This window comes from Pseudomonas sp. Pso3 (assembly GCF_055393275.1).
Genome location: NZ_AP043687.1, coordinates 4,902,588 through 4,916,183, shown reverse-complemented (window position 1 = coordinate 4,916,183; position 13,596 = coordinate 4,902,588). Strand labels below are relative to the sequence as shown.

The 13,596-nt window shown below is 63.6% G+C and carries 15 protein-coding genes; all 15 read left to right on the top strand.

Going from position 1 to position 13,596, the window contains the following annotated elements:
• Positions 1 to 526 precede the first annotated feature (526 nt).
• The 15 genes from rpmH to atpA all read left to right on the top strand — a co-directional run bounded on the left by rpmH (position 527) and on the right by atpA (position 13,592).
• Positions 527 to 661, top strand: coding sequence for a 50S ribosomal protein L34 (gene rpmH / locus ACZ5R1_RS23115; protein ID WP_007160134.1), 135 nt, complete (start codon positions 527 to 529; stop codon positions 659 to 661).
• A 12-nt stretch (positions 662 to 673) separates the two neighbouring features.
• Positions 674 to 1,075 carry a ribonuclease P protein component gene (rnpA, locus tag ACZ5R1_RS23110; protein WP_007160133.1) on the top strand — a complete coding sequence of 134 codons (402 nt, stop codon included), beginning with the start codon at positions 674 to 676 and terminating at the stop codon, positions 1,073 to 1,075.
• Positions 1,068 to 1,316: a membrane protein insertion efficiency factor YidD gene (gene yidD, locus ACZ5R1_RS23105; RefSeq protein WP_007160132.1), complete on the top strand. Its 249-nt coding sequence runs from the start codon at positions 1,068 to 1,070 to the stop codon at positions 1,314 to 1,316. Before rnpA ends, yidD begins: the two co-directional genes overlap by 8 nt.
• A 2-nt stretch (positions 1,317 to 1,318) precedes the next feature.
• Positions 1,319 to 3,034, top strand: a complete 1,716-nt coding sequence (yidC, locus tag ACZ5R1_RS23100; protein WP_027598723.1) for a membrane protein insertase YidC — start codon at positions 1,319 to 1,321, stop codon at positions 3,032 to 3,034.
• A 63-nt stretch (positions 3,035 to 3,097) separates the two neighbouring features.
• Entirely contained in the window at positions 3,098 to 4,459 is a 1,362-nt protein-coding gene (gene mnmE / locus ACZ5R1_RS23095; RefSeq protein WP_077171225.1) for a tRNA uridine-5-carboxymethylaminomethyl(34) synthesis GTPase MnmE, read from the top strand.
• Between the two features lie 445 nt (positions 4,460 to 4,904).
• Entirely contained in the window at positions 4,905 to 6,797 is a 1,893-nt protein-coding gene (mnmG, locus tag ACZ5R1_RS23090) for a tRNA uridine-5-carboxymethylaminomethyl(34) synthesis enzyme MnmG (protein WP_288404941.1), read from the top strand.
• Positions 6,797 to 7,441: a 16S rRNA (guanine(527)-N(7))-methyltransferase RsmG gene (gene rsmG / locus ACZ5R1_RS23085; protein ID WP_042134972.1), complete on the top strand. Its 645-nt coding sequence runs from the start codon at positions 6,797 to 6,799 to the stop codon at positions 7,439 to 7,441. The genes mnmG and rsmG overlap by 1 nt, the downstream gene beginning before the upstream one ends.
• 8 nt (positions 7,442 to 7,449) lie before the next feature.
• Positions 7,450 to 8,244, top strand: a complete 795-nt coding sequence (locus tag ACZ5R1_RS23080) for a ParA family protein (protein WP_007160127.1) — start codon at positions 7,450 to 7,452, stop codon at positions 8,242 to 8,244.
• A gap of 9 nt (positions 8,245 to 8,253) precedes the next feature.
• Positions 8,254 to 9,126 carry a ParB/RepB/Spo0J family partition protein gene (locus ACZ5R1_RS23075; protein ID WP_042134970.1) on the top strand — a complete coding sequence of 291 codons (873 nt, stop codon included), beginning with the start codon at positions 8,254 to 8,256 and terminating at the stop codon, positions 9,124 to 9,126.
• 146 nt (positions 9,127 to 9,272) lie between these two features.
• Complete coding sequence (locus tag ACZ5R1_RS23070; RefSeq protein ID WP_037006585.1) at positions 9,273 to 9,677, top strand: F0F1 ATP synthase subunit I; 405 nt, start codon at positions 9,273 to 9,275, stop codon at positions 9,675 to 9,677.
• Positions 9,678 to 9,693: 16 nt separating this feature from the next.
• Positions 9,694 to 10,557: a F0F1 ATP synthase subunit A gene (atpB, locus tag ACZ5R1_RS23065; protein ID WP_042134968.1), complete on the top strand. Its 864-nt coding sequence runs from the start codon at positions 9,694 to 9,696 to the stop codon at positions 10,555 to 10,557.
• 139 nt (positions 10,558 to 10,696) lie between these two features.
• On the top strand, positions 10,697 to 10,954 hold the full coding sequence (atpE, locus tag ACZ5R1_RS23060; RefSeq protein ID WP_003097235.1) for a F0F1 ATP synthase subunit C: 258 nt from the start codon (positions 10,697 to 10,699) through the stop codon (positions 10,952 to 10,954).
• A gap of 55 nt (positions 10,955 to 11,009) precedes the next feature.
• On the top strand, positions 11,010 to 11,480 hold the full coding sequence (locus ACZ5R1_RS23055; RefSeq protein ID WP_007160122.1) for a F0F1 ATP synthase subunit B: 471 nt from the start codon (positions 11,010 to 11,012) through the stop codon (positions 11,478 to 11,480).
• Positions 11,481 to 11,492: 12 nt separating this feature from the next.
• Positions 11,493 to 12,029: a F0F1 ATP synthase subunit delta gene (locus ACZ5R1_RS23050; RefSeq protein ID WP_027598717.1), complete on the top strand. Its 537-nt coding sequence runs from the start codon at positions 11,493 to 11,495 to the stop codon at positions 12,027 to 12,029.
• 18 nt (positions 12,030 to 12,047) lie between these two features.
• Positions 12,048 to 13,592 (top strand): F0F1 ATP synthase subunit alpha, encoded by a 1,545-nt coding sequence (gene atpA, locus ACZ5R1_RS23045; RefSeq protein WP_007160120.1) that lies wholly within the window; start codon positions 12,048 to 12,050, stop codon positions 13,590 to 13,592.
• Positions 13,593 to 13,596 lie beyond the last annotated feature (4 nt).

The window sequence follows — 13,596 nt, the reverse complement described above, 5'->3', positions numbered from 1 at the left end:
AGCGTCTCCCAAGAACTGGAGCGGCCCGGACGGGCCATGAGCAAACGCCCATTGTATCCCTCCCCACCCAGGTTATCCACATGACCGCGCAGTTTCCCAACAGATAGCCGTCACGAAGGCAACGGGCGGACGCACGACCGTCAGCTCTGTGGATAACGCCGTCTGACCTCTCTGGACATCCCGGGGCTTTTCGCTGTGGATAATCCTGCTGTGCGTAACCGCCTTGCTTATCCACAGCCTCTCAGCAGGCAGAGCACCCGAACTGCACCTGTTGAAAACAGACTTTCCGTCCCCGCTCCGGTCAGAGCCCGTCTGGCCTGGCACGATCTATCCACAGAAATCCGCTGCACCATACATATTCACTTCAACAGTCTTTTAAAACTTTCTGACCTGTTGATTTTATTTGCCTGGTCTCCTGTCAGCCGGTGCTGGTTGGAAATTGACCTGTACCGAGGCTTTCTCTAGAATCGCCGGTCTCTTTGCGCGGGGCACTCATGCCTTGCCGCTTTCACCTAGGTAAAAGTCCATGAAACGCACCTTCCAACCCAGCACCCTGAAGCGCGCCCGTGTCCACGGTTTCCGTGCTCGTATGGCAACCAAGAACGGCCGTCAGGTTCTGTCCCGTCGCCGTGCCAAAGGCCGCAAGCGTCTGGCGATCTGATTGCCCGGTCAGGTGGTGAGTCAGGGTTTCGGTCGGGACAGGCGCTTACTGAGCTCCCAACAGTTCCAAGCGGTCTTTGACTCTCCCACCCACAAGGCATCCGGCAAGCACCTGCTGCTGCTCGCCCATGCCAATGGGCTCGACCATTCCCGCCTCGGGCTGGTCATCGGCAAGAAGAGCGTCAAGCTTTCTGTCGAGCGCAATCGCATCAAGCGGGTCATCCGGGATTCCTTCCGTCTGAATCAGGACCGCCTGGGCAGCTTCGATCTGGTCTTCGTCGCCCGCAAGGGACTTGGCGAAGTCGACAATCCCGAATTGCACGATCAGCTGCTGCAACTGTGGAAACGTCTCAATCGCCAGGCGAGCAAGACCGTTGCCCACCCAATCGACAGTCCCGACGGTGCTCATGCGTAAACCGGCCCTGCTGCTGATTCGCTTCTACCGTTACGCCATCAGCCCCATGATGGCCAGTCACTGTCGTTTCTATCCGACCTGTTCCGGTTACGCCCTCGAAGCCATCGAGCGCCACGGGCTGCTGCGTGGTGGCTGGCTGACCACACGGCGACTGTGCCGGTGCCATCCCTGGCACTCAGGCGGATATGATCCCGTTCCTCCCGCAAAGAACCCAGCCCCGACCTCTTCGATGGCCGAGTAAACATGGATATCAAGCGCCCGCTACTCATTGCCGCCTTGGCGATCGTGTCCTACACCCTGGTTTTCCAGTGGAACAAGGATTACGGCCAGGCCGATCTGCCCACGGCCAAGACGCAGACCAGCGTCCTGCCGGGCGATACCCCCAACGTGCCCACCGACGTACCGGCCGATGCCAAGGCCGCGGCGCCAGTGGACAACTCGGCCGCCCAACCGAGCACCGCGCTCATCAAGGTGCGTACCGACGTCCTGGATCTGGCCATCGATCCGCGCGGTGGTGACATCGTCCAGCTCGGACTGGTGCAGTACCCCCGTCGCCAGGACCACCCCGACGTTCCCTTCATGCTGTTCGACAACGGCAACGAGCGTCTCTATCTGGCCCAGAGCGGCCTGACCGGTGCCAACGGACCCGACGCCAACAGCGCCGGTCGTCCGCTGTACACCTCGGCGCAGTCCAGCTACGTGCTCGCCGATGGCCAGCCGCAACTGGTGGTGGATCTCAAGTACCAGGCCAATGGCGTGGACTACACCAAGAGATTCACCTTCCACCGGGGCCTGAAGGTCGATTGTTCGGACGCCGAGAAGGCGCAGAAGAAGATCACCTGCATCAATCCGGACGCCTACCAGATCCAGGTCAGCTACCTGATCGACAACCACAGCGCCAACGCCTGGAACGGCGTGCTCTACGCCCAGCTCAAGCGTGACAAGAGCGGCGATCCCTCGGCCACCACCGCCACCGGCGTGTCCACCTACCTGGGCGCCGCGGTCGGCACCCCGGCCGAGCCCTACCGCAAGGTGTCCATGAGCGACATGGACAAGAACCGCCTGCAGGAATCCGTGCAGGGCGGCTGGGTGGGTTGGCTGCAGCACTACTTCGTCACCGCCTGGGTGCCGAACAAGGATGAGCAGCACCAGATCACCACCCGCAAGGATGCCCAGGGCAACTACATCGTCGGCTTCACCGGTCCGCAGTTCAGCGTGCCGGCGGGTGGCAAGGGCGAGACCTCGCTGACCCTCTATGCCGGTCCGAAGATCCAGGAGCACCTCAAGACCCTGTCCCACGGCCTGGAACTGACGGTCGACTACGGCTTCCTGTGGTTCATCGCCCAGCCGATCTTCTGGCTGCTGCAACATATCCACAGCATCCTGGGTAACTGGGGCTGGTCGATCATCGTCCTGACCATCATCATCAAGATGCTGTTCTTCCCGCTGTCCGCCGCCAGCTACCGTTCCATGGCGCGCATGCGTGCCGTCGGCCCGCGACTGCAGGCGCTGAAGGAACAGTATGGCGACGATCGCCAGAAGATGTCCCAGGCGATGATGGAGCTGTACCGCAAGGAGAAGATCAATCCCCTGGGTGGCTGCCTGCCCATCGTGGTGCAGATGCCGGTGTTCCTGGCGCTGTACTGGGTGCTGCTGGAAAGCGTCGAGATGCGCCAGTCGCCCTGGATGTTCTGGATCACCGACCTGTCGGCCAAGGATCCTTTCTTCATCCTGCCGATCATCATGGGCGGTACCATGCTGGTGCAGCAGATGCTGAACCCCGCACCGCCGGATCCCATGCAGGCCAAGGTCATGAAGATGATGCCGATCATCTTCACCTTCTTCTTCCTGTGGTTCCCGGCCGGTCTGGTGCTGTACTGGATCGTCAACAACTGCCTGTCGATCCTGCAGCAGTGGTACATTACCCGGAAGATCGAGGCGGCCAGCAAGAAGGCCTGACCCCGCTCACCCTGTCCACACGACGCCCCTTGATTGGGGCGTCGTGCTTTCTGGAGGATCGTCATGTCCCTGCCTTCCGACAGCATCGCTGCCATCGCCACCGCCACCGGGCGCGGCGGCGTCGGCATCGTCCGCGTTTCCGGTCCCCTGGCCGCCCCGCTGGCGCGGGCGATCTGCGGCCGCGAGCTGCCGCCCCGGCATGCCCACTACGGCAACTTCCTCGCCGCCGACGGCAGCGTGCTGGACGCCGGCATCGCGCTGTTCTTTCCCGGTCCCAACTCCTTCACCGGCGAAGACGTGCTGGAACTCCAGGGCCATGGCGGCCCGGTGATCCTCGACCTGCTGCTGCGCCGCACCCTGGAAGAGGGTGCGCGCCTGGCCCGGCCGGGTGAATTCAGCGAACGCGCCTTTCTCAACGACAAGCTCGACCTGGCCCAGGCCGAAGCCATCGCCGACCTCATCGAGGCCAGCACCGAACAGGCGGCGCGCAATGCCCTGCGTTCGCTGCAGGGCGAATTCTCGCGCCGGGTGGAGAGCCTGGTCGAACAGCTGATCCGCCTGCGCATCTATGTCGAGGCGGCCATCGACTTTCCCGAGGAAGAGATCGACTTCCTCGCCGATGGCCGGGTCCAGGGCCTGCTGGAGGGCGTCCAGGCCGAACTGCACGAGGTCCAGCGCGAAGCCAACCGCGGCGCCCTGCTGCGCGACGGCATGACCGTGGTGATCGCCGGTCGCCCCAATGCCGGCAAGTCCAGCCTGCTCAACGCCCTGGCCGGGCGTGAGGCCGCCATCGTCACCGACATCGCCGGCACCACCCGGGATGTCCTGCGCGAACATATCCACATTGATGGCATGCCGCTGCATGTGGTCGATACCGCCGGCTTGCGTGACACCAGCGACCGGGTCGAGCAGATCGGGGTCCAGCGCGCCCTGGATGCCATTGCCGGCGCCGACCGGGTGCTGCTGGTGGTGGACGCCAGCGCTCCGGAAGCCCGGGATCCCCAGGCGCTCTGGCCGGAACTGCTGAGCACCCGGCCGCCGCTGGACAAGCTGACGGTGATCCGCAACAAGGCCGACCTCACCGGTGAGCCCACCGGGCTGCTGGCGACCGAGCCGGTCGAGATCAGTCTCAGCGCCACCGATGGCGCCGGTATCGAAGCCCTGCGCGAGCATCTCAAGGCCTGCATGGGCTTCGAACAGACCACCGAAGGCGGCTTCAGCGCCCGCCGCCGCCATCTGGATGCCCTGCAGCGGGCCGCCAGCGCCCTGGATCACGGCTATCGCCAACTCACCCTGGCCGGCTCCGGCGAGCTGCTGGCCGAAGACCTGCGCCAGGCCCAGCAGGTGCTTGGCGAGATCACCGGCGCCTTCAGCTCCGACGACCTGCTTGGCCGCATCTTCTCCAGCTTCTGCATCGGCAAATAGCCTCCCGCCCGCCGTTCCCGGCCTGTGCAACGCAGGCCTTGGCTGTCCTCATCTCCCCTTTCCAGAGCCCTGTTGATAACCCTGCCTGAGGTCTGCCCATAAATCGGTGCACGAACTGTCCATGACTGGCGTTGTGGATAAGCGGGCAAAGGGTCCACAGGATGCTGAGAGCTTGTATTCATCCACAGCACAAGACGTACACGGGGTTCAGGTTTTCCCCAGCCCAGCGCTGACGGGGGCTGCATAGGCTTATCCACAGCGAAGGGCCTGCATATACATAAGCTCTATATCAGTCCTTTTAAAACTTTCTTCCCTATTGTTTATATTGGGTGTCTGCCAGGCCGGCTGATCATTTTTTGGCCAGAGCCCCCTTCTGCAAGCGACGTCCAGGCCTTATACTTGCCGGCTTTCCTTTGAATTCCTGCCAACAGGCACGAGGTGCGTGGTGGACTTTCCTTCCCGTTTCGACGTCATCGTGATCGGCGGCGGCCATGCCGGTACCGAAGCGGCCCTGGCGGCCGCTCGCATGGGTGTGCGCACCCTGCTGCTCACGCATAATGTGGAAACTCTCGGCCAGATGAGCTGCAACCCCGCCATCGGCGGCATCGGCAAGAGCCATCTGGTCAAGGAGATCGATGCCCTGGGCGGCGCCATGGCCGCGGCCACGGATCTCGCCGGCATCCAGTTCCGCATTCTCAACAGCCGCAAGGGACCTGCCGTACGCGCCACTCGCGCCCAGGCTGATCGCGTGCTGTACAAGGCGGCCATCCGCTACACGTTGGAAAGTCAGCCGAACCTGTGGATATTCCAGCAGGCCTGCGACGACCTCATCGTCGAAGGCGATCGCGTCGCCGGCGTGATCACCCAGATGGGCCTGAAATTCCATGCCGACAACGTGGTGCTGACCGCCGGGACCTTCCTTGGTGGTCTTATCCACATCGGTCTGCAGAACCACAGCGGTGGACGAGCCGGGGACCCGCCGGCCATCGCCCTGGCCCAGCGCCTGCGTGAACTGCCGCTGCGGGTATCGCGACTGAAGACCGGCACGCCGCCGCGCATCGACGGCCGCTCGGTGGACTTTTCGGTGATGACCGAGCAGCCCGGCGATACCCCCTTGCCGGTGATGTCCTTTCTCGGCAATCGCGAGCAGCATCCGGCGCAGGTCAGCTGCTGGATCACCCACACCAACGCCCGCACCCACGACATCATCCGCGCCAACCTGGATCGTTCGCCCATGTACTCCGGCGTGATCGAAGGGGTAGGGCCGCGCTACTGTCCGTCCATCGAAGACAAGATCCACCGCTTCGCCGACAAGGACAGCCATCAGGTCTTTCTCGAGCCCGAGGGTCTGACCACCCACGAGCTCTATCCCAACGGCATCTCCACCTCGCTGCCCTTCGATGTGCAGCTCGAGGTGGTGCGCTCCATGCGCGGCATGGAGAACGCCCACATCCTGCGACCCGGCTACGCCATCGAATACGACTTCTTCGATCCGCGGGATCTCAAGTACAGCCTGGAAACCAAGGTCATCGCTGGCCTGTTCTTTGCCGGCCAGATCAATGGCACCACCGGCTACGAAGAAGCCGGCGCCCAGGGGCTGCTCGCCGGTGCCAACGCCGCGCTGCGCGCCCAGGGCCGCGAGGCCTGGTGTCCGCGCCGCGACGAGGCCTACCTCGGCGTGCTGGTGGACGACCTCATCACCCTGGGCACCCAGGAGCCCTATCGGATGTTTACCTCGCGCGCCGAATACCGGCTGATCCTGCGCGAAGACAACGCCGACCTGCGCCTGACCGAGAAGGGTCGCGAGCTGGGCCTGGTGGACGATCAGCGCTGGGCGCTGTTCGAAGCCAAGCGCGAGGGCATCGCCCTGGAAGAGCAGCGCCTCAAGGCGACCTGGATCCGTCCGGGCACGCCCCAGGGCACGGCGGTGGCCGAACGCTTCGGCACCCCGCTCAACCACGAATACAACCTGCAGAACCTGCTGGCCCGCCCGGAGATCGACTACGCCGGCCTGATGGCCGCGGTGGGCGAAACGCCGGCCGAGACCCAGGTCGCCGAGCAGATCGAGATCAAGACCAAGTACGCCGGCTACATCGATCGCCAGCAGGACGAGATCCAGCGGCTGCGCGCCAGCGACGCCGTGGCGCTGCCCGCCGAGCTGGACTACGCCAGCATCTCCGGCCTGTCCAAGGAGATTCAGCACAAGCTGGCCCAGGCCCGTCCCGAAACCCTCGGTCAGGCCTCGCGCATTCCCGGGGTCACCCCGGCGGCGGTCTCGCTGCTGCTGATCCACCTGAAGAAGCGCAGCGCCGGTCGCAGCCTGGAGCACAGCGCCTGATGGCCAGCGCGATTCAAGCCAACGAACTGCGCCAGGGCGCCGAGACGCTCGGCGTGGCGCTGCCCGCCGCCGTGGAAGAGCGCCTGCTGGGCTACCTGGACCTGCTGGTCAAGTGGAACAAGGCCTACAATCTCACCGCGGTGCGCGATCCCAACGAGATGGTCTCGCGGCACCTGCTGGACAGCCTCAGCATCGTCCCCTACGTGGGCGCCGGGCACTGGCTGGACGTGGGCAGCGGCGGCGGCATGCCGGGCATTCCCCTGGCGATCCTCTTTCCGGAGTCGCGCTTCACCCTGCTCGACAGCAACGGCAAGAAGACGCGCTTCCTGACCCAGGCCAGGATCGAGCTGGGGCTGGCCAATCTCGAGGTGGTGCATGCCCGCGTCGAGGCCTACCAGCCCGCCGCACCCTTCACCGGCATCGTCTCGCGGGCGTTCAGCGCCATCGACGACTTCGCCACCTGGACGCGCCACCTGGGCGACAACCAAACACAGTGGCTGGCGATGAAGGGGCTGCACCCCGACGACGAGCTGGCCAAGCTACCAGCGGATTTCCGGGTTGCGGCGGCGCACGTCCTCGCGGTTCCCGGTTGCCAAGGCCAGCGGCACTTGCTGATACTGCGCCGCACGAACGGAGAGGGGTAAGGCGGTACATGGCCAAGGTTTACGCGATAGCCAACCAGAAGGGCGGGGTGGGCAAGACCACGACGTGCATCAATCTCGCCGCTTCTCTGGCCGCCACCAACCGGCGCAAGGTGCTGCTGATCGACCTCGATCCCCAGGGTAACGCCACCATGGGCAGCGGGGTGGACAAGCATGCCCTGGAGCATTCGGTGCTGGACGTCCTCACCGGCGCCTGCGGCCTGCTCGACGCCATGCACTTTTCCGAGCACGGCGGCTACCAGCTGCTGCCCTCGAACCGCGACGTCACCGCCGCGGAAGTCGAGCTGCTGGAGATGAGCGGGCGCGAGAGCCGCCTGCGCGATGCCCTGGCCCCGGTGCGGGACAACTACGACTACGTGCTCATCGACTGCCCGCCGTCGCTGTCCATGCTGACCATCAACGGCCTGGTGGCCGCCGATGGCGTGATCATTCCCATGCAGTGCGAATACTTCGCCCTGGAAGGCCTGACCGATCTGATCGGCAGCATCCAGCACATCGCCCAGCGGCTGAATCCGCAGCTGAAGATCGAAGGGCTGCTGCGCACCATGTTCGATCCGCGCATCGGCCTGGCCAACGACGTCGCCGCCCAGCTCAAGCAGCACTTCGGCGACGAGCTCTACGAAACCATCATTCCGCGCAACGTCCGCCTGGCCGAAGCCCCCAGCTACGGCATGCCCGCGCTGGTCTACGACAAGAGCTCCAAGGGGGCCGCGGCCTATCTGGAGCTGGCCAGCGAGCTGGTCAAACGTCAGCGCAAGGCGGCTCGCGTCGCCAAGACTGCCTAAGGAATCCCCATGGCTGTGAAGAAACGAGGTCTGGGCCGCGGTCTCGACGCCCTGCTCGGCGGTGCCAGCGTCAAGGTCCTGCAGGAGCAGGCCGCCGCCACCCCGGTCAGCGAACTGCAATCGCTGCCGGTGGACATCATCCAGCGCGGCAAGTACCAGCCGCGCCGGCACATGGATCCGACCGCTCTGGAAGAGCTGGCCAACTCCATTCGCGTCCAGGGGCTGATGCAGCCCATCGTGGTGCGTGCCATCGGCGAAGGCCGTTACGAGATCATCGCCGGTGAACGCCGCTGGCGCGCCAGCCAGCAGGCCGGCCTGGACCGCATCCCCGCGCTGGTGCGCGATGTGCCCGACCAGGTGGCCATCGCCCTGGCGCTGATCGAGAACATCCAGCGGCAGAACCTCAATCCGCTGGAAGAGGCCATGGCCCTGCAGCGGTTGCAGGACGAATTCGAGCTGACCCAGGCCCAGGTGGCCGAAGCCGTCGGCAAGTCGCGCTCGGGCGTGACCAACCTGCTGCGCCTGCTGGCTCTGGCCGAAGAGGCCAAGGACCTGCTGGCCAGGGGCGAGCTGGAAATGGGCCATGCCCGCGCCTTGCTCGGCCTGCCCAAGGCCCGCCAGGCCGAAGGGGCGCGGCACGTTGTCGCACGGGGTCTCACCGTCCGCCAGACCGAGGCCCTGGTGCGCCAGTGGCTCAGCGGTGCGGAGCCGGTGGAGAAGGCGCCTGCGGTGGATCCGGACATCAGCCGGCTGGAGCAGCGTCTGGCCGAGCGTTTGGGCGCCAACGTGCAGATCCGCCATGGCGAGAAGGGCAAGGGTCAACTGGTGATCCGCTATTCCTCTTTGGACGAACTTCAAGGCGTACTGGCGCACATTCGCTGACACAAATGCCTTCCGGCAAGAAAGGCAATCTGTCCGGGGTGGCTTGAACCACCCCTGGCGCGCCCCTATACTTTGCCCGCTTTTTGTCGGCACAAAGCATGCCAGTGAAAACAACTATTATGCCGACACCAGAGGACTTCGAGCCGATGGACCGCCGCACGCCCAAACGCCTGCCCTTCCATCACCAGCCTGCCTTTCGCCTGCTGCTCGTCCAACTGGCTGTCGCGTCGTGTGCCGCCGTTGTCTTGTCTTGCTTCGTCGGTAAGGTCGCCGGTTATTCCGGATTGTTGGGCGGGCTGATTGCCTGGCTGCCCAATCTGTATTTTTCGTTCAAGGCGTTCCGCTATCGCGGCGCCCATGCCGCCCGAGACATCGTCCGTTCTTTCTACTCGGGCGAGGCGGGCAAACTGATTCTCACGGCAGTGCTCTTTGCACTGACGTTTGCCGGGGTAAAACCGCTTTCGGCTCCTGCACTGTTCGGCGTCTACCTGTTGACGCTGATGGTCAATGCCGGCGCGCCCCTGCTACTGAAAAAACCGACTAGACCTTAAGGCATTCGAGGCACACATGGCAGCAGACTCCGCTTCGGGCTACATCCAGCACCACCTGCAGAACCTGACCTATGGTCTGCATCCGGTGAACGGCTGGAGCTTCGCCCACACCCCCGCTGAAGCTAAGGAAATGGGCTTCTGGGCCTTCCACGTGGACACCCTCGGCTGGTCGGTCGCTCTCGGCCTGATCTTCCTGGTGCTGTTCCGCAGCATCGCCAAGAAGGCCACCAGCGGTCAGCCCGGCGGCCTGCAGAACTTCGTCGAAGTGCTGGTGGAATTCGTCGACGGCAGCGTCCGTGACACCTTCCATGGCAAGAACGCCCTGATCGCGCCCCTGGCCCTGACCATCTTCGTCTGGATCTTCCTGATGAACCTGATGGACCTGGTGCCGGTGGACTGGCTGCCGTCCGTGGCCGGCATGCTGTTCGGCGAGCACACCTACTTCCGCGTGGTGCCCACCACCGACCCGAACGCCACCCTGGGCATGGCCCTGTCGGTGTTCGGCCTGATCATCTTCTACAGCATCAAGATGAAGGGTCTAGGCGGCTTCTTCGGCGAGCTGACCCTGCACCCGTTCAGCAGCAAGAATCCGCTGCTGCAGATCATCCTGATTCCGATCAACTTCCTGCTCGAATTCGTCACCCTGATCGCCAAGCCGATCTCGCTGGCACTGCGACTGTTCGGCAACATGTATGCGGGCGAGCTGATCTTCATCCTGATCGCCATCATGTTCGCCAACGGTCTGGCACTGGGCGGTCTGGGTATCGTGCTGCAGTGGGCGTGGGCGGTGTTCCACATCCTCATCATCACCCTGCAGGCCTTCATCTTCATGATGCTGACCATCGTCTACCTGTCGATGGCGCACGAAGAAAGTCACTAAGGAATGGCCCCCGGGCGCTGCTGACGGCGTCCGGAGGCGGTTCTGCCGTGAGTCCCGGCGGGCCTTGTCCGCCGGGTAACTTGGGAAAACTTTTTCGCTTCAACCTTAACCAAGACGACTAAAAAAGTCGGGAGGAAAGATGGAAACTGTAGTTGGTTTGACCGCGATCGCCGTTGCTCTGCTGATTGGCCTGGGCGCTCTGGGTACCGCCATTGGCTTCGGTCTGCTGGGTGGCAAGTTCCTGGAAGGCGCCGCTCGTCAGCCGGAAATGGTTCCGATGCTGCAAGTCAAGATGTTCATCGTCGCCGGTCTGCTCGACGCCGTGACCATGATCGGTGTTGGTATCGCCCTGTTCTTCACCTTCGCTAACCCCTTCGTTGGTCAGATCGCCGGCTGATCACCCTCGCGGGTGTAGGCAGGACTGATGGACAACGAACGAGCGAGGTGTTGGCGTGAACATTAATGCAACCCTGATAGGCCAGTCCGTTGCCTTCTTCATCTTCGTGCTCTTCTGCATGAAGTACGTGTGGCCGCCGATCATCTCGGCGCTGCGTGAGCGTGAGAAGAAGATTGCCGATGGCCTTGACGCTGCCAACCGCGCGGCTCGTGATCTGGAAGTGGCACAGCAGCAAGCCAACCAGAAAGTGAACGAAGCCAAGGGCCAGGCAGCCGAGATCATCGAGCAAGCCAACAAGCGTGCCGCTCAGATCGTCGAGGACGCACAGGCCAAGGCCCGTGCCGAAGGCGACCGGATCAAGGCGCAGGCTCAGGCGGAAATCGAGCAGGAAATCAACACCGCGAAGGACGCTCTGCGTGCTCGCGTCGGCGTGCTGGCCGTGGCCGGCGCCGAGAAGATCCTCGGATCGACCGTTGATGCCAATGCTCATGCCCAGTTGGTCGACCGACTGGCAGCGGAAATCTAAGCGAGGCCACCAATGGCAGAACTGAACACGCTGGCCCGGCCCTATGCCAAGGCGGCTTTCGAGTTCGCACAGTCCCAGCAGCAGTTGACCCAATGGTCGGCCGCGCTAGGGCTGCTCGCCGCGGTATCCCAAGATGGGACCGTGCGCCAGCTGCTTCAGCAGCCGCAGTTGACTGCGGACGCCAAGGCCGGATTGCTCATCGACGTATGTGGCGATCAGCTGGATGCACAGTCCCAGAACTTCGTTCGGACCGTGGCAGAAAACGACCGGATCGACCTGTTCCCGGCCATCGCCGAGATTTACGAGGCGTACAAGGCCGAGCAGGAAAAATCCATTGAGGCGGAAGTCACTAGTGCTTTCGCCTTGAGCGACGAACAGCAAGACAAACTCGCCAAGGCTCTCAGCGCAAGGCTAGGTCGACAAGTGCGACTAAATGCATCCGAGGATGCGAGCCTGATCGGTGGTGTGGTAATCCGCGCCGGCGACTTGGTAATCGATGGCTCCGTTCGCGGCAAGCTCGCGCAACTGGCCGAAGCGTTGAAACCTTGAGTTTGAAGGGGCAGTAGCATGCAGCAACTCAATCCTTCCGAAATTAGTGAAATCATCAAGGGTCGCATCGAGAAACTCGACGTGACCTCGCAAGCCCGCAACGAAGGCACCATCGTCAGCGTGTCCGACGGTATCGTGCGGATCTTCGGTCTGGCCGACGTCATGTACGGCGAAATGATCGAATTCCCCGGCGGCATCTACGGCATGGCGCTGAACCTGGAGCAGGACTCCGTCGGCGCCGTGGTCCTGGGTAGCTACCTGGGTCTGGCCGAAGGCATGAGCGCCAAGTGCACCGGCCGCATCCTGGAAGTCCCGGTTGGTCCGGAACTGCTGGGTCGCGTCGTCGACGCCCTGGGCAACCCCATCGATGGCAAGGGTCCGCTGAACGCCAGCGCCACCGACGCCGTCGAGAAGGTCGCACCGGGCGTGATCTGGCGTCAGTCGGTCGACCAGCCGGTGCAGACCGGCTATAAGGCCGTCGATGCCATGATCCCGGTAGGCCGCGGTCAGCGCGAGCTGATCATCGGTGACCGTCAGATCGGCAAGACCGCCATGGCGATCGATGCCATCATCAACCAGAAGAACAGCGGCATCCGCTGCGTCTACGTCGCCATTGGTCAGAAGCAGTCGACCATCGCCAACGTGGTGCGCAAGCTGGAAGAGAACGGCGCTCTGCACAACACCATCGTGGTGGCAGCCAGTGCGTCCGAATCGGCGGCCCTGCAGTTCCTGGCACCCTACTCGGGTTGCACCATGGGCGAATACTTCCGCGACCGCGGTGAAGACGCCCTGATCGTCTATGACGATCTGTCCAAGCAGGCCGTGGCCTATCGACAGATCTCCCTGCTGCTGCGTCGTCCGCCGGGCCGTGAAGCCTATCCCGGCGACGTGTTCTATCTCCACAGCCGTCTGCTCGAGCGCGCCTCCCGCGTCTCCGCCGACTATGTCGAGAAGTTCACCAACGGCGCCGTGACCGGCAAGACCGGCTCGCTGACCGCACTGCCGATCATCGAGACCCAGGCCGGCGACGTGTCCGCCTTCGTTCCGACCAACGTGATCTCCATCACCGACGGCCAGATCTTCCTGGAAGCCGGCCTGTTCAACTCGGGCATCCGCCCGGCGGTCAACGCCGGTGTCTCGGTATCCCGTGTGGGTGGTGCGGCCCAGACCAAGATCATCAAGAAGCTGTCCGGCGGTATCCGTACCGCGCTGGCCCAGTACCGTGAACTGGCGGCCTTCGCCCAGTTCGCCTCGGACCTGGACGAAGCCACCCGCAAGCAGCTCGAGCATGGTCAGCGCGTCACCGAGTTGATGAAGCAGAAGCAGTACGCGCCCATGTCCATCGCCGAGATGTCCCTGAGCCTGTACGCCGCCGAGCGTGGTTTCCTGAGCGATGTGTCCCTGGACAAGATCGGTAGCTTCGAGCAGGCCCTGATCGCCTACTTCAACCGCGATCACGCCGACCTGATGGCCAAGATCAACGTGAAGGGCGACTTCAACGACGAGATCGACGCCGGCATCAAGGCGGGAATCGAGAAGTTCAAGGCCACGCAAACCTGGTAAGCCG